The following is a 24,751-nucleotide window of genomic DNA, read 5'->3' as shown; positions in this document are numbered from 1 at the left end:
TTACTTTTACTTTTACTTTTACTTTTACTTCTCCTCCTGCTTCGCCATCGCTGCCTTCAGCAGATCCCCTAGACTGTTTCCGATTGACTCCTGCTTCTCGTATTTCTTAATCAAATTCCGTGTCTCATGCTTGCGCGCCTTGCCCCCGCCCTCTTCCAGCTTCTCTGTAATATTGCATGCGAGACATTGTACATACTTGCCTGCCTTGCCGATCTTGAACTCCATCTTCTTATGGCACTGTGGACAGCGGCGATTCGATAGCTGCTTCTCGTCAGAGCGCTTGTAGTCACAAGATTTGCTGGAACAGATAAGGCGTGTTCCGCGTTTCGACTTCCGTTCCATCAGACGCGAGCCGCATTCCGGGCAATGACGGTTCGTCAAATTATGCGGTTTGTACTCGGCGCTGCTCGTCTTCACTTCTTTGACCAACTGTTCGGTCATATCCCGAATCTGATTCATGAACGATGATGTGCGCGCTTCGCCGCGGGCAATGCGCTCCAACTCCCGTTCCCATCGTGCAGTAAGCTCGGGTGAACGCAGTTGTTCAGAGGTAAGGCGAATCAACTGCTCTCCCTTGCCAGTCGGTTGAAGTGAAGCTCCTTGGCGCTCAATCGTATCCGAAGATACCAGCTTCTCAATAATATCCGCACGAGTTGCTGGCGTACCCAGGCCGTGTTTCTCCATCTGTGTCAGCAAAGTCGCTTCCGTATAGCGTGCCGGCGGCTTGGTGCGGTCTCTGCGCGTCATGACCCGCTTTACCGCAAGCTTCTCCCCTTGCGTCAAACTCGGGAGACGCTGATCCTTATTCCACGCCGATTGATTGTCGTGCTCTTGATCCTCATTCGAGGACGCATCGTCCCAATCGCCTTCATAGGCTTGGCGCCAGCCGCTGTCCAGCATCGTGCGGCCCTTCGCATATAGTCGTTCGCCGCCAATCTCGATGGTAACTGCGACTTGCTCGTACTTCGCCGCAGGCAGGAACAGTGCCAGATAACGCCGCGCGATCAGGTCGTACAGCTTGCGCTCATCTGTAGACAATGCTGACAACCGCAGCGGCTCATCAGTTGGAATGATCGCATGGTGATCCGTTACCTTGCTGTCGTCCACAATACGCTTCGTAACAGACAGACTGCCGCGTATGAGAGACTTCGCAACCACAGCATATGGACCGATCGCCATCGCGCTCAATCGCTCCTTCAATGTACCGACCATATCTGAGGACAAGTACCTGCTGTCCGTTCGCGGATACGTGACGAGTTTATGCTGCTCATACAGACGCTGCAGTACATTCGAGGTTTGCTTGGCCGAGAATCCATAACGGCGGTTCGCATCCCGCTGCAGTTCCGTTAGGTCATAAGCGAGCGGGTGCGGCTCACTCTTAGTAGACTTCTTCAGTTCCGTCACGACCGCTTGCCGACCATTCTGCAGCTTGGCTGCTGTTGCCTGCGCCGACTGTTCGTTGAAGATGCGGCCATCTCCATTCGTACCGCGCCATACCGCTTCGAAGCCGCCGCAATCGACGTGAATGGTGTCATATTCTTCAGAGCGGAAATTCTTAATCTCCTGTTCGCGCGACATCATCATCGCAAGCGTTGGCGTCTGTACACGCCCTGCGGATAATGGAGTCTCGAACTTGCAGGTTAAGGCGCGAGTCACATTCAAGCCGATCAGCCAATCCGCTTCTGCCCGGCAGCGAGCAGACTCATACAGCCGATCGAATTGATTGCCTGGCTTCAGCTGGCGGAATCCTTCCTTAATCGCCTTATCCGTCTGCGACGAGATCCATAGGCGGCGGAACGGCTTGTTCCACTTCACCATTTCCATGACCCAGCGCGCCAAGAGTTCTCCTTCCCGGGCGGCATCTGTTGCAACGATCAGTTCCTTAATATCCTGTCGCTTACACAGCTGCTGAACAACCTTAAATTGATGAGACGACTCCCGCAGCACCTTTAGCTTCATCTTCTGCGGGATCATCGGTAAGTCTTCTAGATTCCATGTCTGATACTTCTTATCATAGTCTTCTGGCTCCGCCAATCCAACCAAATGGCCTAATGCCCATGTGACAACATAGTCAGGCCCTTCGAAATATTGTTTATGAGACGTGCGGCATCCAAGCACCCGGGCAATCTCACGACCGACCGACGGCTTCTCTGCAAGTACGAGTGATTTCATACATCCATTCCTTCCCTTCATTCTGCTGCCCCTATTATAGCATGACCTTCAACCGACTTCTGGCTTCTGATATGATAAGGGTGTTGTGTTTAGCAATTTGCATGGCTTATATAGGGAAAGGAGAAACTAAAGTTATGTCGTTCAACGCCTTTCAGCTGAAGCTGCTTGCAGCCATGCTCATGACATTGGATCATATACAGGCATACTTTCCGGACTCCGTACCTCTCGCTTTTCATTGGCTCGGCCGCATATCAGCACCCATCTTTTTCTTCCTGCTTATCGAAGGCTATACATACACCCGCAATCGGAAGCGTTATATGCTCCGTCTTGCTGCTGGAGCTGCCTGCATGGCTATCGGAAGCACATTACTCCTCCAGTTGCTGCCCGGCGGTACGATCCCGAACAATATTTTTCTATCGATGCTAGGGGCGCTAGTCCTACTGGCATCCTATGAATGGACGCTGCGTTCCGAATCCGGTGCTGCAGGATGGATGCTCTGTTGTGCGGTAGCCGCTGCTATGGTTGTTGGCGTCGAATTCAGCTGGCTAGCCGTATCCATGACCCTCGTGTTCTATTTGTTCCGTGGACGCAAGCGTGCGATGGCAATTGCATATATCGCCTCGTCTCTCGTGTTCACAGTCGGGCTCGATTTGTTCGATATGTTCATTTACGGTGAGACAGCGATGTGGGTCGAAGAATATAGCTTGTGGACCTATTCGCAGTGGATGATGGTATTCGCCATTATTCCCATTGGGTTATACAATCACCGCCGCGGGTATCAGTCCATGTGGGCCAGATATGGATTCTACTTGTATTACCCGCTCCATATCTGGATCCTGTATGCAGGCAGTATTATGTTTGAATGAAGGAAATCTATGAGCCAACGCTGACTAGCTCCCATTCTACAGCGAATTAAGCTGGCACCTACGAACAACAACATCAGAATAGAATTGGAGGATTCAATGTGCGTTTGGATGGTTTCAAATTAAAACTGCTCGGCATAACGCTTATGCTACTTGACCATATGAAGCAGTTTCTGCCGGACATGCCTATATGGTTCGGATGGCTCGGCCGCATAGTCGCTCCTATCTTCTTCTACTTCATCGTAGAAGGCTTCTTCCACACACGGAACCGAGGCAAATACATCCTCCGCTTATTTACATGGGCGGTCATTACCAAGCTTGGCAGCACACTGCTTACACTCGCCCTGCCAAGTGAGTCTATCAGCATCATGAACAATATCTTCTTATCCCTGCTGCTGGCGCTTCTTCTTCTAACTGCTATCGAATGGACGAAACAGACTCGCAACTATACGCTAGGAACCCTGTACATCATTCTTACTATTTTGGGCGGATCAATTACAGAAGCATTCATACTTGGTGTGGCCATGACACTGATCTTCTACCTGTTCCACGAGCGCAAGGGACTGATGGCATTCGCATACGTAGTCGTAATGCTGTTTATCTCCCTAGGGCTCGGATCACTCGGCGTCCCAACTGAAGAAGTATTCTCCTATGACAATTTATTTGTCCTGAACTACCAGTGGATGATGATATTCGCAATTATCCCGATACTGCTCTACAACGGAGCACGTGGTTATCATGCCAAGTGGTCCAAGTATATGTTCTATGTATTCTATCCATCGCATATTTGGATTCTATATACAATCGGAATGCTCATTCGAGGATAAAGGGATTGGGCTATCTCCTCCATAGTTATTGAACAGCATGGAGCGGGACTGCCCTGTTTTTTTCACCTAAATACGACAGCAACCTTCCATTTGGATCGCCTTTGAAAGCACAGCTATCTTGTGTGCAGTTGTTGCGGATGTACAATCAGAGGTACCACCACCCCTATTAAATTGTACACAATTTAATTTTGCAAAATACAATTGCTTTTATTCGTGTTCCATGCTATAACTATTACAACAACTATGCCACATCCCTTCCCTCACAGCTGTCACATGTTTGGCGTGACCGATTTGAAGGAATGAAGCGTGTATGTACGTGTAAACTGCCATTCATCATTTCATCTCAATGATGACAACAAAGGAGAGAACGAATAATGACTACGGTATATGATTATTCCGTTAAGAAGCCTAATGGAGAAGTAACATCGTTGGATAGCTATGAAGGTCATGTGATCCTTATCGTCAATACTGCCAGCAAATGCGGCTTCACCCCTCAATTTACTGAGCTTCAGCAATTGTATGATCAGTATAAGGACAAAGGGTTGGTCGTTCTCGGGTTCCCTTGTGACCAGTTCGGCAATCAAGAGTTTGGAGACATGAAGGAGACGATGGAGTTCTGCCAATTGAATTATGGCGTCAACTTCCCTATGTTTGCGAAGGTAGATGTGAAGGGCGACAATGCAGAACCACTGTTCCAACACTTGGTAACAGAGAAGAAGGGTCTGCTGGGAAGCACTGATATTAAGTGGAACTTCACGAAGTTTCTCATCGACCGCAAGGGCATTGTCGTGAAGCGATATGCACCGCAGACGTCCCCATCTAAGCTGAAGGAAGATATAGAAGCCTTGCTGTAAGGCACAACAGGAGATGAAACCATGACTTCTAAGCCGGACAACACCATGCAGCCTAGCGACATGCTCAAGCTGGATCAACAGCTCTGCTTCGCCATCTACGCAGCATCCAAGGAAGTAACGAAGCTCTATCGGCCTATGCTGGAGAAGCTGGAGCTAACTTATCCACAATACATTACACTGCTTGCATTATGGGAGCAAGACAATGTCACCGTGAAGGAGCTTGGCCAGCAGCTGTTCCTCGACTCAGGAACATTGACACCTATGCTCAAGCGGATGGAGCAGCAGCAGTTGATTGAGCGGAAGCGGGGAGCACAGGACGAGCGGCATGTATTCATTACCTTAACGAATAAGGGACGTGACTTGAAGTCAGCTGCCAGCTGCATTCCAGCGGAGCTCGTCAGCAAGGCGGCTGGCGCCGATATTCCAGTTGACAGCTTGATGCGCAATCTTCAGGAGCTTACCGCTTATCTGCAAGCTATCAACCATGTGGGCGAATAGTGCGTTGACTTTTGGGAAAGATGCTATATAATGATATCAACAAATTAGATACGGTTATTCGCCAATGAAGAGCATCCAACTCGGAGGCGTTCTCGTCAAGGCGTCGGCTTGCCCGGCGTGCCCTAAGTGAACCGGCACCGCCCGTTACCGCGGAACCAAGAGGATCTTCAGCATGCTTCCGGTGTGCTGTCTGCTTACTTGCAGCGCTGAAGATCAAGTTGGGTGGCACCGCGAGCTAGCGCTCCTCGTCCCAATCGGATGAGGAGCGCTATTTGTATTTCTATTCGTACAACATCACTCGCGGTAAAGGAGACGGTTCACATGCTAGATATGAAATGGGTTCGCAATCATCCAGAAAAGGTGCAGCTGGCAGCTCGACAAAAAGGAATAGACTTCAATGTTCAGGAACTGCTTGCATGCGATCAGCTTCGCCGAGAGCTGCTGCAGAACACGGATGCCTTGCGACAGGATCGCAATACCCTGACCTCCCGGATCGCAGCAGCGATGCGTCTAGGGGAACAGCAGAACGAAGTTGACACATGGAAGGCGCAAGTACGCCAATGCAACGACAAGCTCGCACAATTCGAAGCGAAGCTAACCGAGGCCGAGCAACAGTTCAGCCGCCTACAGCTGCTGGTGCCGAACATCACATCTGCAGATACTCCGGTCGGCGCTTCGGATGAGGATAATATAGAAGTGCGGCAGGTCGGGGAAATCCCCAGCTTCGAATACCCACTGCTTGATCATGTCGAGCTTGGCGAGCAGCTGGGCCTCTTCGATCTTCGCCGCGGGGTTAAGGTGGCAGGCTCTCGCGGCTACTATCTGAAAAATGCTGGACTGCTTCTTCATCGTGCTGTACAGCAGTTCGCACTCGACCTGCTCATGGATCATGGGTTCACTGTGATGGATGTTCCACTTATGGTTCGTCAGGACGCGCTCGTCGGTACCGGATTCTTCCCGCTTGGCGAGGATCAATGCTATGCCCTGTCGGAGGATGGCCTGTGGCTTGTCGGCACATCGGAAGTAAGCCTCGTCTCCTATTGCAGCAACGAAATTGTAGATGTCACCGAGCCGATTCGCATGGCTGGCGTATCTGCCTGCTTCCGGCGCGAGGTAGGCTCCGCGGGCCGAGATGTTCGCGGCCTATATCGCGTCCATCAATTTGCAAAGGTTGAGCAAGTCATCATTGCACCGAATGATGCCGAGATGTCGAATCAGCTGTTGGAGGAAATGGTAGGCTACTCGGAAGCCATCCTGCAAGCGTTGGAACTTCCTTACCGTGTAATGGCGGTATGTACCGGGGATATGTCGCAGAAGACGCATAAGCAATATGATATCGAGACATGGATGCCGTCACGTCATCAATATGGAGAGACACATTCTGCATCGAACTTGCTAGATTTCCAAGCTCGCCGCTGCAACATTCGCTATCGCGACGAAGCGGGAGATCTCCAATATTGTCATACGCTGAACAATACAGCAGTAGCCAGCCCACGCATTCTTATCCCACTGCTGGAGAATCATCAGCAGGCTGATGGATCCATTCGCATTCCAAAAGCCCTTCAGCCGTATATGCGTGGTATGGAAGTAATCAAGCCGCAATAAATTACAAGAAGGCCGCTGGAGATCATACCTCCAGCGGCCTTGCTTCCTTAGCTTTATGGAAAATGCAGCCCTCTTCCCTTCCCCTTGCGGCGGCTGAACAAGCCTGCGATGAGGAACAACAGCACGACGAGCACAACCCCAATCGAGTCTACCGCGACGTCAATCGCATGTCCGGTTCGATTCGGGACAAAGCTCTGATGCCACTCATCGGATGCTGCATATGCTATAGAAATGACGGCGCCAATAACAATGGCCATCCAACGTTCCCATCTCATAGCGAGCAATGTTCGAATGACAAGAAAAGCTAATATCGCGTATTCCGTTACATGTGCTCCCTTGCGAATGAAAAACTCCACAAAATCATAAGGCTGCTTCCAAGTCACCAAGCCTCCATCATACGTAAACTCAATATGCGGCAGCCACTGCTCCAGTATCGGCAGCGGCAGCCAGGCCGCGAGAGTCGGCCGTAGATCTTGGTCTGCATACGTCTGGGAAGACTTATAGAAAATAAAAGCCATCCATGCTGCTGTGGCAACCAGCCACCATACCATTTTCTTATTCCGTACCTTCATGTGTACTCCTTCCTTACATGCGCTCCTCCAGAAGAGGTCGCACATCCGTCCGCTTCTCTCCTCGAATAGACATTACTGCGTCGGCATTTGATCGCAGCTTCATCTTCACCTCGAACTTGCCAAGCTCCGTCGAACGGCCTTGCGCGTCTATTTTACCATATGTAACGAAATCCTCTACGGGGAAGGAATGACGGAAGTATACCATCGCTGAGCCGAAGTCTGGCTTGCTTCCGATTTCTTCAATAACCTTATCCGCAGTCGTACCCGTTCTCCCCTGCCATATGACCTCGGCCAATCCGTCCTCTGAAATCGCAATGATGCTTGTAACATCCTTAATATGATAGCGGTAGCGAAGCGCCTCCCCTTCTGGGAACACAATGTTCGCCTCGAAACCTTCTGACCGCGGCTTGATCTCCCGGTTCGGATAGACAAGCGGCAGACGCAGCGCTTCCTGTCGGGCTGTTTCCAGGTCTCCCGCCCGTATCAACTCGTCACGCTTCACCCGCTCCGGTGTGCGAATGATGGCGGCCCTCTTCTTCACATCCCATTTGACCTTGCCACCGAGCGCTTCACTAATGAATCGCAGCGGCACATAAGTATGGCCCTCTATTATTCGAACAGGGGCATCAAGCGCCACCTTTTTCCCATTTACCCAAGCGATAGGCTGTTCCGCAACCAGCTTAATCGTACGTGATTTATCGGCAGAGTATACCCATACCGTTTTGGCAGCTGAATCCCATTTGTAGGTGATATCCTGCATGCCTTTATTGCCATCCTGAATGAAATAGCTATAATCATCAAATGCAAACAGCGGAACGACGATATGCTGCTGATCCCATCGCCACTCCGTTATATCGTATCCATTGAAGTACACCTTCGTCTGCTGTTTAGCGGATGGTGCTGCTTGTTCGGCCTGTGCCTGCATTGAGGAACCGAACCATACCAACATGCTTATCATGATGAGCAGCCACTTTCTCATATTCGTTCCGCTCCTTTCACAATCTTTACTTTCCTTAGGGATTCTACTTCTTTAGACATATCCCTGCTAGAAAAAGTTTCAAATTTCGACGAAAGACGAGGATAATTAGGCTACAATCCTTACTATGTTAGCAACATTTAATGTCTTGCAAGGAAGCATGCAAATGAACAATCACTGTTCAATTTCTTCTGATGACCTAGCAATGATAGTATGCTTATGTCCTTCGAACGAAATCTGCATAGCACATCGCCAAAAAAGCTCTGTCATTCGACAGAGCTAGTTCGAACATAATTTGTTATTCATACCACTATCGTTCATGTGCCATGCTTGCTATTTCTTCATTGCACATCGCAGCATCCATTTGCGTTCCTTGCGCTTCATATATCGAGGCAGTCCCCGGTAAATATGGATACCCTCTTCCCATGCCTTCTTCGCATCTTCCTTCTGCCCCATCTGCTCATACAACACACCAAGCCGATAGTAAGCTTCGCAAGAGGAAGCGTGAATATCTTGAAAAGACTGCAAGTAAGCTACAGCCTTCGCCTTATCCGCATTGGAATATATCGCAGCAAGCCGCAAATAGGGCTGCCCGTATTTAACTCGGGGATTCAATTCTAATGCGCGAACAATAGCCGCTTCTCCCAATTCGTTGTCCCCTGTATGTAAATAGCAGGTTCCTAGATCATCCCAATACTCTGCTGATTGCTCCATTCGCTCCTGCAATGGTTCGAGATATTCGCGCGCTTCACGATAGCGTTTGCGTTCCATCAGCAGCCTTGCTAGTTCATGCTTGGATGATACATCGTGGGGATTCGCCACCAGCTGCTGCCGGAGCTTCGAAGTCCGACTCCATCTCTTAAGCGGTTGGAAGATACTCGGGGATAATCCAATGAACTGCCGATCAACGAAGTATACAATCATTAGCAATACGATGATCGCAAGAAATGGATTGCCAAGCAGCCAAGTAAGCATTCCGAAGGCTAGTAATTTACTCAACGTTGTTTCACACCCTCTACTAAGGATGCAACTATCATACCATATTTTGGGTCACCAAAAATAGAATAGATTCTCTTCCTTGCAAATGATGCTGTCACCCTCGATAATAACGGTATTACACAACACCCCCTGCTTATTACAGGGATATGGAGAGGAGCTACACATGATGATCATACGTACAGAGAAAGAAAAAATGATAGCAGGCGACATGTATATGGCCGCAGATGAAGAGCTAGTTAGAGATCGTGAACAAGCGAGACGCCTAACCCGCATGTACAACCAAACGATCGAAACAGACTATAGCGAACGAACAGAAATACTTCAAAAGTTATTCGGTGCCGTTGGTGAAGGCGCATACATTGAACCTACCTTCCGCTGCGATTATGGCTATAACATTTATCTTGGCAAAGGATTCTATGCGAACTTCGACTGTGTAATGCTGGATGTATGCGAGATTCACATTGGGGACAACTGCTTCCTCGCACCAGGCGTTCATATCTATACAGCGACTCACCCATTGGATCCCATGGAGCGAATCTCCGGCGTTGAATTCGGCAAGCCAGTTACAATTGGAGATCGCGTATGGATTGGCGGTCGCGCGGTCATTAATCCAGGCGTCAATATCGGCAATAATGTTGTTGTGGCATCCGGTGCAGTGGTTACGAAGGATGTACCAGACAACGTTGTCGTCGCTGGCAACCCTGCACGAATTATTAAGCATATTGAAGTCTTGCACGATGATAGAACAGGCTCCGAACCAGTAAAGTTCGAGGCCTTCATTGCTTTGTAATGGGACATATGGACGCTCCGATAAAGGATAAATCCCCCTTACCAGCAACCCATTTGCTAAAATCGCAAAAAGAGCCTTTCCTGAACGGAAAGGCTCTCTGTCATCATGTATGAATTGTCTTATACCTGAAGCAGCGTCAAAATAATGGACGTTAATCCGAAGCACAGATTGACTAAGCACAACACGGCCACTACCTGCTTCTGATTCAGACCTCCTGCCAACAGCCGGTAATGAGCTTGCGTAGCATCGGCTTTGTAAACAGGCTGGCCATTCAGCATCCGACGGATGACAACGAATACGTTATCAAGAATCGGAACACCTAAGGCCAAAATCGGAATGAACAAGGACAATACGGTCGCCTGCTTGAAGGCACCATCCAAGGCAATTACGCCGAGAATAAAACCTAAGAATGTCGCACCTGCATCCCCCATGAACACCTTCGCCGGCGGCTTGTTAAATCGCAAATAGCCAATGGATGCTCCCACGAGAATAATGGCCATCATCGCAGATACATTCTGCCCTTGCGCAAGTGCTACTGCGAACAAAGTTCCACCTGATATCGCTGTTAATCCACCTGCCAGACCATCCATTCCATCCGAGAAGTTAATCACGGTTGTTACACCGAAGATCCACATCACAGTCAAGATGCACTGCAGCCATGCAGGCAAGTTTACGAACTCATGCGTGAATGGGTTCGTAAAGCCTTCGAAGGTAATTCCTGATAGATATACGATAACTGCTGCGCATATTTGCACGAGCAGCTTCGGCAGTGCTGGAAATTCCTTGCCATGCGTCTTGTACCAATCATCAACGGTGCCGATTGCAAGAATCAACAGCCCTCCGCTAATAATCGCGATGGACTCGATCGCAGAATTCCGGACAAAAATAACATAGGCTACAATAAATGCGATAAATATGGCAATGCTCGCCGTAAGAGGGATCGGCTCCCGATGAATTTTCCGTTCATTATCCGGCATGGGCTTGTCTACAAAATCAATGCGGAATGCAAGCTTGCGCAGTGGAGGTATCAAAAACATCACGATACATGAAGAGATCAGAAAAGCTAATAAATAATACATACCTTCCTCCTGTAATCATGCGTTAATCAGACATAATCAGTGATCTTACTGAAACATACTTTGCAACTATAACTCATATTATCACGAATAATAGCGGATATTGAAATTAAATTTTTTTTATCTAGGTCCTGTCACACCGAAAACTCCCGTTTATAGGCTTGGCACAACTTCCTGTGCTATCATTACGGTAAGCAGCATACACATCAACCCTAAAGTTAATATGTGAACAATATAGAAAGGTGTGAGTCTTCTGCAATATCGCAAACTGGGCAAGACAGGAATGAAGGTGTCGGTTATCGGCGTAGGTACTTGGCAATTCGGCGGGGAATGGGGACATGATTATACCCAATCAGAAGTTGATCGTATCCTACATAAAGCGAAAGATCTTGGCATTAACTTCATTGACACGGCTGAATGCTACGGAGACCACTTGTCTGAATCATTCATTGGGGATTACTTAAGCCGGGACAACCGCGAGGATTGGGTCGTGGCAACGAAGTTCGGACATCAATTCCATTCCCACTTGAATCGGACAAATCAATATGGCGCGCCAGAAGTGTTGAAGCAGCTTGATGATTCCTTGCGTGCACTCAAGACCGAGTACATCGATTTATACCAATTCCATTCGGGCGATGACGAGGCGTTCAACAATGACGCGCTCTGGACCATGCTGGACAAGCAAAAGGAAGCGGGTAAAATTCGCCATATCGGTCTATCCTTGAACAAAAGCAACAGTATGCATCAGACTACCAATGCAGCCGATATAGGCGCAAGCGTCATTCAAGTCGTCTATAACCGACTTGATCGAGGCCCCGAGCAGGATGTGTTCCCTTCCTGCACTCATCAGAACCTGGGCGTTCTAGCACGTGTTCCACTCGCTAGCGGCTTGTTAAGCGGCAAATACAAGCCAGGCACATCCTTCGCCGACAATGATGTACGGCATCGCCATGAGCAGCAGTTCATTGATGACCGTCTGCAGCAAGCCGAGTACATTCGACAGACCGAGGTACCTGAAGGAGTAAGCTTGGCAGAGTGGGCGCTCGCTTGGTGCTTGCGTCATGACGCGGTTACAAGCGTCATTCCAGGCTGCAAGAACGAAGCCCAAGTCGAGGCCAATGCGAGAGCTGCACGACTCGTAACTGCGGATCATCCGCAGCTCTGGCAGAACTAATTTCGCCAATACCCTGTACCATCCGCATCCGCGAATAGTGCGGCATCAGCAGACGAGAGGCATGCATGCCTCTCGTTTTTTGCGCATTAAGATGTGCCTCTCTTCGCTTTCTACAGCTTGCCGATGTTTAGGAAGTTCAACAAAATGTGTGATAATTTTAATATTTTTTCGTAAATTACTTACTTTATTATAGTTAATATGATATGATTCTTTTACTACCAATTTAACGGACGATAAATGAACCAGGAGATGATACATATGCACGATGTAGAAACGATCGTTAAACAAAGACGTTCCGCGAACAAGTTCTTGAAGGATGTCGAAATCTCGGAAAAGGAACTTACCGAAATGTTCTCGCTCACGAAGTTCGCTCCATCCGCCTTCAATCTGCAACATACACATTATGTGGCAGTTACGGATAAAGACAAAATGAATATGCTGTACGAGGCTGCATTCAAACAATATAAAGTGTTGACCGCATCGGCTGTCATAGTTGTACTCGGTGATATGGATGCCTATAAACATGTTGCCGCCATGAATGAGGGGCTGCTCAATCTTGGTGTCATCAGCCAACAGGAATATGATCAAATCGTAAGCAGTACGACGGATTTTTATCTCAATCGCGGGGAGTCCTTCCGTCACGAAGATGCCGTACGCAATGCCAGCCTCTCTGCCATGCAGCTCATGCTTATTGCCAAGGATAAGGGCTGGGACACTTGCCCGATGATTGGCTATGATCCGGATAAGGTTCGCAGTGCGCTCAACGTCCCTGATCATCTCGTCCCCGTTATGATGATCACCATTGGCAAGGAAGATACGTCCAGCCAGCGCCCACGCGGATATCGGAAGCCTAGTCACGAATTCGTTACATTCCAATCTTTCTAAGCTTCCAAATCCATAATGAAGAAAGCTTCCCGAAACAAGCCATCTCGGGAAGCTTTTTTAGGTTTGCGATTGTTGTGGACGACCAACACGATAACAATCCCATGCAGGAGAGCCTATTGGCTCTTCCACATGGGATGATGAATGGACTTACTTTTTCAATTTGCGATTATTGAACCAGAGTGGAATGCGGAACACGAGATTGATGAATAAGACGACGAAGACGAGCACCGCTGCTGCCTTATCGGCAATCTGACTAGCATCCTCTACAATTGCCTCGGATTGCACATACCAGAGATGAACGGCAAGTGTTTCGCCCGGGGAGAACAGATTGAAGTCCCACATCTCTCCGGAAGTACTCAAGCCCGCAGTAAGAATAATAACCGCTGATTCACCAAATGCACGACCAGCTACCAAGCATATGCCCGTAATAATCGCTTGAAGTGCTACAGGAAGAACTACTGTCCGAATCGTCTGGAACTTCGTTGTGCCAAGTGCATAGGCTGCATTGCGCAGATCGACCGGCACATCGCGGATCGCCTCTTCCGTAACGCGGCACAGCATAGGCAGGTTAAGGAATGCCAAGCTTACTGCCCCGCCTAGTATTGTAAGTCCAATTTGGAAGTACTCTGCAAAGATTGCGAGTCCAAGCAAGCCGAACACAATCGAAGGAACGGATGATAAGGATTCCACGCACATGCGAAGCCCTTCTGTAAAGCGATTTGCAGGCGCATATTCCGCCATATAGATACCTGCCCCAACTCCAATTGGAACGGAGATTAGCAAGGACAAGATCAAGATGTAGAACGAGTTGAACAATACAGTGCCGATACCGCCCCCCGCATCCATCTCTTCCGGAACCTTCATTAAGAATTCCAAGGTGATGCCTGGCAGCCCCTTGCTCAATATGGTGTACAGCAGCCAGAAGATCAGCATCAGCACCGCTATTCCTAACGCATAGAACAGCCCTGTAGCCACCTGATTGTACAGCTTGGCGCGATTGTTTTGGCCGCTTGCTGTGAACGAACTCATGCGCGAGCGCCCCCTCTCTTGCTAATGAAGCGAATAACGACAATCAGCAGGAAGGAGATGAGCAGAAGCAGGAATGCCATCATATGAAGCGCGTAGTTCCATGTTGAATCGAACTCCACGTTCGAGATTTGCATGACGATGTTGCTCGTAAGAACCGCAGTTGGCGTGAACAACGAATCGGCAAGCTGTGCCGTGTTCCCGATAACCATAACAACGGCCATCGTTTCTCCAATTGCACGGGTCATACCCAGAATAATTGCTGCAACAATCCCCCGCTTCGCAGCCGGGAGTACAACTCTCATAATGACCTGCAAGCGGGTGGAGCCTAGCGCATAAGCCGCTTCCCGATATTTCTTCGGTACGGCTGCAATCGCTTCGTCACTGACCCGACATATGGTCGGCAATATCATAAGGGATAGAACGAGCGCGGCTGCCAGCAAGCCGTCTCCCAAGTTCTCCCCTGTCCATTCACGAATAAGTGGTATTAAAACTGTCAACCCAAGATAACCATATACAATGGAAGGAATCCCAACCAGCAAGTCGAGCACTGGTCGTACAAACCTTTTGAACCACATTGGAGAAATCTCCACAAGCAGAACGGCCATACCAACAGAAATAGGAACGGCAATCACCAGGGTTAGCCCTGTTAATAGCAGCGTGTTAATGATAAATGCACCGGCCCCGAATTTCCCATCTTCCGGCGTCCAATCAAGTGATAAGAAGAAATCTGACAGCGAGATGTCGCGGAAGGTCAAGATTCCCGTCTTGCCAATGAAGAAGATGACCAGTCCGAGCACAACACATAAAGCTAAAATGCACAGCAGGAATAAGTACTGGAACAGGCGGTTCGTAAATCGTACCCGTGCATAACGATCGAACCGGCTTTTCTTGGATGTAGTTAGGATATTGGCTCCGGCTACCGGTGCCAGCTCTTGAACAGGCGTGCTCATTCTCGTTCCCCCATAGAACAACCAGCCCCCGTCTTCCTGAGGGCTGGCCGTGAATGAAATCTCTTACCGTGAATCGTTCAACTTACTTCATTGCGGAAATCGGGATGAACTTCAACTTTTTCAACGAACCTTGTTGGAACTTCGCGCTTTGAATGTACTCAATGAATGCTTTTGTAGCGCCAGTTGGTTGACCTTTTGTCATGTAGTAGCCATATGCCCATACAGGGTACTTGCCTTTGATTACGTTGTCTGTGGAAGCTTCTACGCCGTTGAATTTAACAGCTTTAACATCACTATTCACGTATACAAGATCGATGTAGCCGATTGCGTTAGGTGTTGTTGCAACAGCTGTCTTCATGTCGCCGCTGGAACCAACTTCTTTGTAGTTGTCCTTCTTCTTCGTAATGTCGCCGCCATCCAATGCTTTCAATTGGTAGTTAACGCGCGTACCGGAACCGAAGGAACGAGTGATAACAACGATATCCGCGTTGTCGCCGCCAACATCTTTCCAGTTCGTAATTTTACCGGAGTAGATGCCTTTCAACTGTTCAGTCGTCAGGTTGTCTACTTTTACGTTTTTGTTCACGATTGTCGCAAATGGAATTACCGCTACTTTGTGAGCCACTTGACCTTCGAATGCTTTGAATCCTGGAACGTCCATGCTTGCATCCCAGTCGCATGCGCCGATTTCAGCGATGCCTTTCTTAACAGCTTGTGGTCCAGTGATGGAGCCTTTACCGGAAGCTGCAACTTTCACTTTTGGATGCAGCTTCTGGAACTCCTTCGCTGCTTGCAATGTCATTGGCAACAATGCCGTTGAACCATTGATTGTTACTTTGCCTTTCAATTCGTCCTTAGCCAGAGCTGTAGACGCTCCTCCCAAAGCTGAAGATACAAGGAATAAAGATGCGAGAATTGCCAAAGATGCGATTTTTAATTTTCTCATTGTTATTGCTCTCCCTTCGGAACTGTTTATTTCGTTAACGTAACCGCTTGATTATTACCTACCAATTTCACTTGTCCATCCTCGATAACCGCAACTTGAGAACCGTCTGCGGAAGGGAATACTTCAGTAATCGCACCTTCAGTTGTATACAGCTTCGACTTGGAGCCATCTGCCTTCACCACATAGATGCTCGACTTGCCGTCTTTCTCTGTTGCAGCGATAATCAATTGGCCCTTCGCAGAAATAACAGCAACGGATACATCTACATCAGCTACGAGATCCGATACCTTCTTCTCCTTCGCATGAACAACCTTCAATACGCTGTTCTCAACCTTACCCTCTGTATCACCACTCACATAGACAGCTCTTCCGTCTGCCAGCAGGTTCGGATACAGCTTGTTGTCCGACGTAGTTGTCAACTGAACCGGCTTCGCATCCTTCGCAGTCAGATCCAGTGTGAACAACTGGGAGCCTGCTCCGGAGAAGTCGATGGATAAGGAGTCTTCTGTGCTATCCTTGTCATTTTTCGCTACGCCTGTAATGTTAACTGCGTACAGAACCGTCTTGTCATCTGCCGACAGGCGGATGTCCGACTTGTTTTCTACTTTATCAGCCAGCACGCTTGTAATCTTGCCGCTGTCTACGTTCACGCAAGCGATTTTCTCTTGCTTGTCCCCTTGTACGAAGTACACTTTTTTACCGTCTGCGGACCATGTCAGATCAGTCTTTACGGAAGTATCTTTACCAATTGCCTGTGCAGTTCCAAGGCTCAGATCCATCAAGTACAATTGACTGGACTCATCCGTAAATACGCCCCACTTCAGGTCAGGCGATACTGCAGTGTTTGCTGCGTTCTCATTAGAAGTCAATGCATCGTATATCCGGTATGTAGAATTCCATTTATACAATTGAACCGTTCCATCAGCTTCGCGAGCCGCTATCACTTCACCGTTGCTGTTCACGCGCAGGGAGCTGAAATCGCCCTCGAGAGGCTTCACACTAACAACATCCAGCTTGCTGCCGGAACCAGATACTTCTCCGCCAAGTGCTTCAACAAGTGCGTTAAGCTCCGCGTAGATCACACCTTTTTGCTCTAACGGTGCAACTGAGAAGTTCTTCGCAGCGCCATCCACTTCATAAGCGCCCGAGTTCACTCGAACCGTAATCGTCTGCGCTGGGTTGCCACCAACGAGTGTAATTCCGCTCTTGCTTTCTTGGATATCTGCGCCAAAAATATTGGCGATGTCGCGAACGGAGTACAATACCGTTCCTTTGACATTCAGTGTGCGAATATTGCTGCTTACACCATCAACCCCGATTGACAGATTGGATGCTTTTGCTGCTTCCTTCGTCACTGCTGCGATGCTTACTTGCCCTTTGTTTGCTTCCGCTGCGCTGACAGCACTAGTAGAAATGATCGTAGATAGTGCGAGCGACGTTGCGATGACCGTTAACATGTTACGATTCATGTCTTCACCCTTTTCTCATGGCAATAGGTATTGCAATAGGCTTCTGGAAGTATTTTCACATACGAATGTTAACGGGAATCGTGAGTAATATTTTGGAATTGTAAATTTTCGGGTTTACGCAAACAAAAAAAAAGCAGCCTTGATTGCTCAAGTCCGCCTGTTCCGAATGCTCTCATTTTTCATTCACTCTACATACATTGCCTGCAGTTCGCTCTCTCTGCCAGATTTACACCTAATCCCTTCTTCATAAATATCTCGAGTTCATCATGTCGCTACTTCTTCTTGATGTACAGCATTGTATTGCCGCCGCGCATGAATTCATAAGGAACCGTACATTCCTGTACCTCACAGCCAAGATGCTTGGCCTGCTCGATCACGATGTCTACTTGAGGTGGCCGCTTCCCTGCCAAGTCAATCAACGGGAAAATTCGTACTTCCTCCTTCGCTACACGAAGAAGTTGAGCGAGCGTATTGCGGTGAAACGCTTCATCCAGCCGATCTCCGTACATGAAGAGGAAATGTGCGGAGAGAACCACGTCAAACTCTCCGTCCTCGAAAGGGAGAGACGGAAGAGTCGCATGAACATACCGATGCGGTTCTTCTCTTCGATGTACTGAGCAGTCCCGCAATGCTTGCAAACGATGGGCTCGCAAGCCATCGATATCACCAAAGAACCCCCACTCGTATTGTTCAGCAGCATACGCCATCTGCTCCATCGCATGCGCTACATCCTGTAGTCCCTTCCGCTGCAAATCATCAGCAGCATATTCATATGCGATGTCGCATGCCATAACATCAATCCCCTGACGAACTGCGGCTGCGGTGAAGGAACAAGCCCCTGATGGGCAGTCTAATATGCGCTTCCCTTGCAGATCTTCGATGTTCAAGTCGAACATGCTGATATATTCATCGTAGGTTCGCCCGATAAATACGATACGCTCCAAATCAAGCTTCATAGCTCTGTCATTCTGTTCAATCCCTGGCATCTTCATCTCTCCCACCTTTTATTCATTTACATCTGCTTGGAATAGGGGCCTAATTGATTCGCCGTAAAACGATATGGGGAGTTCGGATTCTTGAGCCACATATTCCCCTTAACGATCAAGACATATACGGCAGCAAGGAAGTAAACCGTCCCAATGATCCAATCAGATGTATGGACAATTCCTGTCGTTGTAATATGAAAAACATACCAGCACCCAACAGGGATGTGCAAGACTAACACAGAGAAGAGTCCGGGATTGTAGAGAGATCCTGCCTTACTATTTGCGAAAATACCATGCCAGATTAATTGAAAGAACCCCATGAACATGGGAGCGAGACCAAGCCATATCACTTCAGGGAACAAGACGGGCAGCAAATAAAACACATAAGCAATAATCAGGTTAATAATCATAGCCGAATGCAGGTTCAGCGGATAATTGTGAGGATGCTTGCTCTTGAATAGAACTGCATTGAACAAGCCCCCGAAGTATCCAGGCCACCGATATTCTTCGAATTGGTGAACCAGAATCGCCACGAAGCTCAACCAAAGCATCACCGTGATGTCAGGAATCGCAGTTCCTCTTACCAACAAATAGATACACACCATGACAGCAACAACCATTCCAAGATCCTGCCAATACTTTCTGAGAACATCCATCTCGATTGCCTCCTATTCGCAGGGACACAGCCTCTGCATGTGTAATGGACTTCATCATCATTGCAAGGTTGCTAGGTTCAAGAACGAGTCACCTCTGGAATTGCATCATTCAAGCAAATGCAAAAAATTCATGATTGTAATCTTGAATCTCGATGGAAATAGCGTGCAAACAACAAGTCAATCTGTGCTTCGACAGACGCAACTGCCACTCCCGTACCCGATTCAAGCAGAGGCTTCATTAATACGGGGAGAAACACGGCACCGAATAGCTGCATCATCATCATTGTTAATACTTCATGATTGTCCTCGCGCGTAATCTCCTGGATTGTATGCTGAACTTTGTCAAAGCCGACAGCTTGCAGAAATTGTCCATACTCTTGCTGAGAGGCAAACATGGCAGAGCCAGCAGTTATCGTACGTGAGATAATTGCTGGATATTGTTGAATGACCTGTACATATTGAATCAGGAACAAGCGCAGTCGTTGCAGAGGCTCTATGCTGCGATCATCAAGAACGTTGAACGAGCTGCGGAAGCCAGATAACAATATTTTGATTGCCTCATTGATCAGAGCATCCTTCGATCCGAAGTAGTAGTTGATTAGTGCTATGTTCGTGTTGGAGCGAGACGCTACTTTGCGAATCGTAATCTGCTCAAATCCTTCCTCCTTGATCATATCCAGGGTCGCATTCAAGATCTTCTCCTTCGTCTCAAGCGACTTTTCAGGTTGCTTCATCTAATCCCTCCCGCACATGATTTAAACAATGATTTAAACAATGTTTAAAATATCGTTTAGCCATATACTACCACTCCTGTTTTATCCAATCAACCCTAATTTGATCCATCCTTCACATTCGCGTCTTCAGATGTGTGTCCCCGTTGCATTGCTACGTTTTTCACATAAAATAGAGCTTATATTTATACAAAATACTTACATGTACTTGAAATATTGCTTACATATACTTAAAATCAGAAGTATGAGGTGGAGAATATGTACCAAGAAGAGCGCCTTCTGCGCATATTAACGCATTTAGAAGAGCAAGACACGATGACTGTCGGAGAAATCTGCGCGATGTTCGACATTTCCAGAGATACGGCAAGGCGTGACATCGTGAAGCTGACTGAAAGCGGTGCCGTAACACGTACCCATGGAGGAATTACGCTCCCCCGGCTGGAACAGAAGATTGAGGCCTATGCTGCTCGACTGCATAATGAACCAGACGGCAAGATGCGCATCGGACGCCATGCCGCTAAGCTTGTTCAAGATCACGACATGATCTTTCTGGACGTATCGACCACAGTGCAGTGCATCATACCGCATCTAACGCCTGCTTATGCAACCGCCGTGACCCATTCGATTGATAATGCTTGTATGTTGGCTGATCAAGCCGCGGTACAGACCCATCTATTAGGAGGCATCGTGCAGCCGAAGACAAGACATTTATCTGGCTACTCGACGCTAGACAAGCTGCGTGATTTCCAATTCGATAAGGCGTTCTTAGGCGCAGCAGGCATCTCGGAAGCAGGCATTTATTATCATTATGAAGAAGACATATATATGAAGAGAGAAATTGTTAGCCGTTCAAGACAGACAATCGTACTTGCGGATTATACGAAGCTTGGACACACCCATTACTATCGGGGGCTATCCTTGTCCGACATCGATATTCTCATTACGAACCATCCACTGTCGCCTGAGCTAGCCAATGCGATGAAGGCCAATCATGTGCAAGTGATCATAATCTCTTAAACCATCAAGGAGGATGAATGCAATGATACGAGCCGTTTTGTTTGACTTTGACGGGACACTAGCTGATACCCTTCCATTGACACTTCATGTGTTCCAAGACATATTCAAACGATATGACAATCGAATGGTATCGAAGGAGCAAATTATTGCGATGTTCGGCCCGACGGAAGAGGGCATATTGACTGCAAATATGAAGTATAGAGGTCTATTGCCTTCCGCCATCGAAGAATATTTTGAAATGTACCGCAATTGGCATCCCAGCCTTGTTCATGCTTCACCAGCAATTATTCAGATGCTGCAGCATTTGAAGGAGCATGGCATATCGATCGGCATTATTACAGGCAAAGGGCGGCGAGCGTATGAGATTTCCAGTGAAGCGCTCGGCTTGACTAAGTATGTGGATATCGCCATCACAGGCGATGAAGTAACGAGGCCGAAGCCCGATCCTGAAGGCATTCACGCTGCGCTGGATGCATTACATATTCGCGCCGACGAAGCGATATGGATCGGTGACAGCAACGCTGATATTCAAGCCGGCCTTGCCGCTAACGTGCATACGATAGGAGCTAAATGGTTCGATACTGTTCAGTCCGCCACATTCGAGACAGCTCCACATGACATCTACTCGAAGCCGGCAGAGCTTATCGAACTGATCGAACAGTTGGTAGAAAATCCAGCTCTCGATTGGAGACAGCTGCATTGGGCCAAGCGGATACAAGCTCTCGCACAGATCGGCTTAACGTACACAGAAAACGCTTACGACCGCGAGCGGTATGAAGAATTGCGCGACATTAGTGTCGATATGATGGCTAACTGCGCCGAAGTAGATAAGGAACAAATCCGCCTATCCTTCGCAAGCGATACAGGTTACGCAACGCCGAAAGTAGATGTCCGGGGTGTCATCTTCCGTGATGGAGAGCTTCTGCTCGTCAAGGAAAAGGCCGATGGAGCATGGTCTCTTCCCGGCGGATGGGCAGATATCGGCTTCTCTCCATCTGAGGTTGTTGTGAAGGAAATCCAAGAGGAATCCGGCTTCCAAGCAAGAGCCATCCGACTGCTTGCCGTGCTAGATAAGCGGTTCCACCAGCACCCGCCTGAACCGTTTCATGTGTATAAATTATTCATCTTGTGTGACATTATCGGAGGGGAAGCTGCCAGCGGCACAGAAACGAGCGAGGTAGGCTTCTTCCCCGAACATGCGCTGCCGACATTGTCGGCTGAACGCAATACGGAAGCGCAGCTGCGCTTAATGTTCCAGTTGTACCATCATCCCGAACAATCCGTAATCCTGGACTAAGCAGCATATCCATTCTCTGTTCCTGTACCTGAGACGCTTCCTATGCTATTCTATAATCTCATCAACAAAGAATGGAACGGAGTGGCGAAGTTGGCTCAGTTATATTTTCGATACGGCGCAATGAATAGTGGGAAATCCATTGAAATATTGAAGGTTGCCCATAATTATGAAGAGCAGGAGAAGTCCGTATTGATCTTCACCCCTGCTGTAGATGATCGGGACGAGAGCGGATATATATCTTCTCGCATTGGTCTGCGCCGCAAGGCAATTTCGATCCATGAAGACACTGATTTATTTGAGATCGTACAGCATCATGAAGGACCCATTTCCTGCGTGCTGATTGATGAAGTGCAATTTTTGGATCATACTCAAATTATGCAGCTTACCCGCATCGTCGATGAGCTCGATATTCCTGTTATGGGCTTCGGATTGAAGAATGACTTCCGAAATGAGTTATTTGAGGGCAGCCGTTATATGCTGCTGTATGCGGATAAAATAGAGGAAATGAAAACGATATGCTGGTTCTGTGAACGCAAAGCAACGATGAATCTGCGCGTTGACGCAAATAACCGTCCTGTCTATACGGGAGAGCAAATCGTAATCGGCGGTAACGATACGTACTATCCGGTATGCCGGAAGTGCCATAAAAATCCGCCATTGCAATCCTAGAAACTTATAACGCCCTTGAAGCCACATGCTTCAGGGGCGTTCTCATGCTATACATAGAAACCTTCCATGTCTCTTGATTAGTCCCGCGAGCCTTGAGCTTGCTTGGAAACGTGCACCTCATACAACAAGCCGCTATCGAACAGCAATTCACGTATCTCTTCCTTCGTCATTGCCCCCTCTGCAGATGTGTACTCCCCAACAGCCATAGAAGGATACGACGCATAATGCTCATGCAGTCTCGGCATGCCTAATAGAGGAAGAACGATCAAATAAGAATCATCTGACTTCACGGTATGTCGGCTCTCACTTTCTGAGATGAGAATATCATGAATCTTCCCTTTGCCAGTCGACGCTGAGCCTGTAAAAATAAGCCGTACATCTCTCTCGCCACACATTTCTATAAATACCTCAGCCATATGCACTAGAGCGCAGGACGGCATTTTCATCGTGTAGAGCTCGCCGCCAATTCCTGATTGCAGCGCCTTCAGCAATAAGGCGACTGCCTGCTTCATCGGCGTAAAGAAACAGGTCTTCCCCCGATCCATCATACTAACAAGCTTCTTATTCTTGATCTGATCCAGCAGTACATGAGGTACACTCCCGTGTGTTCCTAGAACATTACTGCTGCGAACAGCGATAAATCTCGTGGATTCGCTTACGATGTTGGCGTTCATTATTATATTCTCACCCATCGCTTTCGTCATTCCAAAGCAGCTCGTAGGCTCCACGGCTTGATCCGTCGATGCAAATATAACCGCCTTAACCCGATTCGCAATAGCGGCCTCAATCACATATTGTGTACCAACCACATTCGTCTTCAACGCTTCTTGCGGATGCTCCTCACAAAAGGATACATGTGTGAGCGCAGCGAGATGGAAGATATAGTCGACCCCTTGGCATGCCTGATGGAGGGAGTCTTGATCGCGCACATCGCCAATCCAGAACGCCAGTCTTGCATCCTCAAATTTGCGGCTCATAATGAACTGGCTCGTCTCATTGCGCGAATAAACGATGATGCGAGCAGGACGATGCAGCAATAATTGTTCAACGAGGGCATAGCCCAATGAACCGGTTCCGCCTGTTACTAGAATCGTAGCATTAGCTAACACGCCGTTCCCTCCTATAGACATAGGTTGCTGGTGCAAAATGAAGATTATACTACTTATAAAATGCACCCATAGATAGAAGGGATTGGACAAACGATAGGTAGGCATCGAAAATAGGCCGCCTTATCCCTACCCGAGGGCAAAGCAGCCTTCCCTTCCTTATCGTCATGCATATGTACAATCCATCTTCTCAAAGTTAATCGGTGTCTTGTCTGTCGGTTCTCTATTGCGTCATATACGCATCTATAAGTGCAATTCCTTCCTCTATATCGAAACACAACTTCAACTTCACGCCCTCTCCAATGTCCCGGTCACGGTTTATTTCCTCCATCAAGTTGTTCAGAACCCCTCGCACCGATTGAACACTGTTCTTATCCCACTCCTTCACTTGACGCACAATAGTCGACATGTGATCGATCCATTTCATATAACGATTCGCTGCCTCTACCTCTATCCCTTGAAGTGGGAGATAAATCGAGCGGATCTTGCGTGATATCTGTTCAAACAGCAGAGCTACTGGTTGAGCTGAACGATAGTCTGGAAGGATGGCTGGACTTCGATATAAGCCCATCCACCACAGAGCCCTCAGCACCAATATAAACAT

Annotated in this window: 25 protein-coding genes; 11 read left to right on the top strand and 14 right to left on the bottom strand. The window is 48.1% G+C overall.

Going from position 1 to position 24,751, the window contains the following annotated elements:
• Positions 1–24: 24 nt before the first annotated feature.
• Positions 25–2,172, bottom strand: a complete 2,148-nt coding sequence (locus tag BBG47_RS17940; RefSeq protein WP_065292837.1) for a DNA topoisomerase III — start codon at positions 2,170–2,172, stop codon at positions 25–27.
• A gap of 134 nt (positions 2,173–2,306) precedes the next feature.
• On the opposite strand from BBG47_RS17940, the gene BBG47_RS17935 reads away from it, so the two are divergent.
• The 5 genes from BBG47_RS17935 to serS all read left to right on the top strand — a co-directional run bounded on the left by BBG47_RS17935 (position 2,307) and on the right by serS (position 6,819).
• Positions 2,307–3,038, top strand: coding sequence for a TraX family protein (locus BBG47_RS17935; protein ID WP_065292836.1), 732 nt, complete (start codon positions 2,307–2,309; stop codon positions 3,036–3,038).
• 98 nt (positions 3,039–3,136) lie between these two features.
• Positions 3,137–3,862 (top strand): TraX family protein, encoded by a 726-nt coding sequence (locus BBG47_RS17930; RefSeq protein ID WP_065292835.1) that lies wholly within the window; start codon positions 3,137–3,139, stop codon positions 3,860–3,862.
• A gap of 374 nt (positions 3,863–4,236) precedes the next feature.
• Positions 4,237–4,716 carry a glutathione peroxidase gene (locus tag BBG47_RS17925; RefSeq protein WP_021254754.1) on the top strand — a complete coding sequence of 160 codons (480 nt, stop codon included), beginning with the start codon at positions 4,237–4,239 and terminating at the stop codon, positions 4,714–4,716.
• Between the two features lie 21 nt (positions 4,717–4,737).
• Complete coding sequence (locus BBG47_RS17920) at positions 4,738–5,214, top strand: MarR family winged helix-turn-helix transcriptional regulator (protein ID WP_083189416.1); 477 nt, start codon at positions 4,738–4,740, stop codon at positions 5,212–5,214.
• Positions 5,215–5,535: 321 nt separating this feature from the next.
• Positions 5,536–6,819: a serine--tRNA ligase gene (gene serS / locus BBG47_RS17915; RefSeq protein WP_065292834.1), complete on the top strand. Its 1,284-nt coding sequence runs from the start codon at positions 5,536–5,538 to the stop codon at positions 6,817–6,819.
• A gap of 53 nt (positions 6,820–6,872) precedes the next feature.
• Here the strand turns inward: serS and BBG47_RS17910 are convergent, their stop codons facing one another.
• The 3 genes from BBG47_RS17910 to BBG47_RS17900 all read right to left on the bottom strand — a co-directional run bounded on the left by BBG47_RS17910 (position 6,873) and on the right by BBG47_RS17900 (position 9,366).
• The gene (locus BBG47_RS17910; RefSeq protein WP_021254757.1) at positions 6,873–7,391 is read right to left on the bottom strand and encodes a VanZ family protein; all 519 of its coding nucleotides are present in this window, start codon (positions 7,389–7,391) and stop codon (positions 6,873–6,875) included.
• Between the two features lie 13 nt (positions 7,392–7,404).
• A complete protein-coding gene (locus BBG47_RS17905; RefSeq protein ID WP_065292833.1) occupies positions 7,405–8,370 on the bottom strand; it encodes a copper amine oxidase N-terminal domain-containing protein in 966 nt (321 codons plus the stop codon).
• Positions 8,371–8,700: 330 nt separating this feature from the next.
• On the bottom strand, positions 8,701–9,366 hold the full coding sequence (locus tag BBG47_RS17900) for a tetratricopeptide repeat protein (protein WP_065292832.1): 666 nt from the start codon (positions 9,364–9,366) through the stop codon (positions 8,701–8,703).
• 166 nt (positions 9,367–9,532) lie between these two features.
• Here BBG47_RS17900 and maa point away from each other — a divergent pair, with 166 nt between their 5' ends.
• Complete coding sequence (gene maa, locus BBG47_RS17895; protein ID WP_065292831.1) at positions 9,533–10,156, top strand: maltose O-acetyltransferase; 624 nt, start codon at positions 9,533–9,535, stop codon at positions 10,154–10,156.
• Positions 10,157–10,275: 119 nt separating this feature from the next.
• On the opposite strand, the gene BBG47_RS17890 is transcribed toward maa, so the two are convergent.
• Positions 10,276–11,235 carry an MraY family glycosyltransferase gene (locus BBG47_RS17890; RefSeq protein WP_065292830.1) on the bottom strand — a complete coding sequence of 320 codons (960 nt, stop codon included), beginning with the start codon at positions 11,233–11,235 and terminating at the stop codon, positions 10,276–10,278.
• 250 nt (positions 11,236–11,485) lie between these two features.
• On the opposite strand from BBG47_RS17890, the gene BBG47_RS17885 reads away from it, so the two are divergent.
• Both BBG47_RS17885 and BBG47_RS17880 read left to right on the top strand, forming a co-directional pair.
• Entirely contained in the window at positions 11,486–12,406 is a 921-nt protein-coding gene (locus BBG47_RS17885; protein ID WP_065292843.1) for an aldo/keto reductase, read from the top strand.
• Positions 12,407–12,664: 258 nt separating this feature from the next.
• A complete protein-coding gene (locus tag BBG47_RS17880) occupies positions 12,665–13,291 on the top strand; it encodes a nitroreductase family protein (RefSeq protein ID WP_065292829.1) in 627 nt (208 codons plus the stop codon).
• A 147-nt stretch (positions 13,292–13,438) separates the two neighbouring features.
• Here the strand turns inward: BBG47_RS17880 and pstA are convergent, their stop codons facing one another.
• The 7 genes from pstA to BBG47_RS17845 form a co-directional block, all read right to left on the bottom strand.
• The gene (pstA, locus tag BBG47_RS17875; RefSeq protein WP_021254764.1) at positions 13,439–14,320 is read right to left on the bottom strand and encodes a phosphate ABC transporter permease PstA; all 882 of its coding nucleotides are present in this window, start codon (positions 14,318–14,320) and stop codon (positions 13,439–13,441) included.
• A complete protein-coding gene (gene pstC, locus BBG47_RS17870) occupies positions 14,317–15,270 on the bottom strand; it encodes a phosphate ABC transporter permease subunit PstC (RefSeq protein WP_065292828.1) in 954 nt (317 codons plus the stop codon). Before pstC ends, pstA begins: the two co-directional genes overlap by 4 nt.
• Positions 15,271–15,352: 82 nt before the next feature.
• A complete protein-coding gene (locus BBG47_RS17865; RefSeq protein ID WP_065292827.1) occupies positions 15,353–16,216 on the bottom strand; it encodes a phosphate ABC transporter substrate-binding protein in 864 nt (287 codons plus the stop codon).
• A gap of 26 nt (positions 16,217–16,242) precedes the next feature.
• Positions 16,243–17,685: a stalk domain-containing protein gene (locus BBG47_RS17860; RefSeq protein ID WP_065292826.1), complete on the bottom strand. Its 1,443-nt coding sequence runs from the start codon at positions 17,683–17,685 to the stop codon at positions 16,243–16,245.
• 272 nt (positions 17,686–17,957) lie between these two features.
• Positions 17,958–18,671, bottom strand: a complete 714-nt coding sequence (locus tag BBG47_RS17855) for a class I SAM-dependent methyltransferase (RefSeq protein ID WP_254659855.1) — start codon at positions 18,669–18,671, stop codon at positions 17,958–17,960.
• Between the two features lie 26 nt (positions 18,672–18,697).
• Complete coding sequence (locus BBG47_RS17850; protein ID WP_065292825.1) at positions 18,698–19,327, bottom strand: HXXEE domain-containing protein; 630 nt, start codon at positions 19,325–19,327, stop codon at positions 18,698–18,700.
• A gap of 128 nt (positions 19,328–19,455) precedes the next feature.
• Positions 19,456–20,061: a TetR/AcrR family transcriptional regulator gene (locus BBG47_RS17845; protein ID WP_065292824.1), complete on the bottom strand. Its 606-nt coding sequence runs from the start codon at positions 20,059–20,061 to the stop codon at positions 19,456–19,458.
• A gap of 255 nt (positions 20,062–20,316) precedes the next feature.
• On the opposite strand from BBG47_RS17845, the gene BBG47_RS17840 reads away from it, so the two are divergent.
• From BBG47_RS17840 to BBG47_RS17830, 3 genes are all read left to right on the top strand, one after another.
• Positions 20,317–21,075, top strand: a complete 759-nt coding sequence (locus BBG47_RS17840; RefSeq protein WP_065292823.1) for a DeoR/GlpR family DNA-binding transcription regulator — start codon at positions 20,317–20,319, stop codon at positions 21,073–21,075.
• 22 nt (positions 21,076–21,097) lie between these two features.
• Complete coding sequence (locus BBG47_RS31220; protein ID WP_083189415.1) at positions 21,098–22,372, top strand: NUDIX hydrolase N-terminal domain-containing protein; 1,275 nt, start codon at positions 21,098–21,100, stop codon at positions 22,370–22,372.
• A 90-nt stretch (positions 22,373–22,462) separates the two neighbouring features.
• Positions 22,463–23,041, top strand: coding sequence for a thymidine kinase (locus tag BBG47_RS17830; protein WP_065292840.1), 579 nt, complete (start codon positions 22,463–22,465; stop codon positions 23,039–23,041).
• Positions 23,042–23,118: 77 nt separating this feature from the next.
• Here the strand turns inward: BBG47_RS17830 and BBG47_RS17825 are convergent, their stop codons facing one another.
• Together BBG47_RS17825 and BBG47_RS17820 are read right to left on the bottom strand one after the other, a co-directional pair.
• Positions 23,119–24,150 (bottom strand): polysaccharide biosynthesis protein, encoded by a 1,032-nt coding sequence (locus BBG47_RS17825; RefSeq protein ID WP_065292822.1) that lies wholly within the window; start codon positions 24,148–24,150, stop codon positions 23,119–23,121.
• Positions 24,151–24,370: 220 nt separating this feature from the next.
• Positions 24,371–24,739 (bottom strand): hypothetical protein, encoded by a 369-nt coding sequence (locus tag BBG47_RS17820; protein ID WP_175400568.1) that lies wholly within the window; start codon positions 24,737–24,739, stop codon positions 24,371–24,373.
• Between the last annotated feature and the right edge of the window lie 12 nt (positions 24,740–24,751).

Origin of the sequence: Paenibacillus sp. KS1, from assembly GCF_001680695.1 — a bacterium.
GTDB classification, from domain to species: domain Bacteria; phylum Bacillota; class Bacilli; order Paenibacillales; family Paenibacillaceae; genus Paenibacillus_B; species Paenibacillus_B suaedae.
Note: the sequence above shows the minus strand (reverse complement) of the source record. Positions and strands in the feature narration are given on the sequence as shown.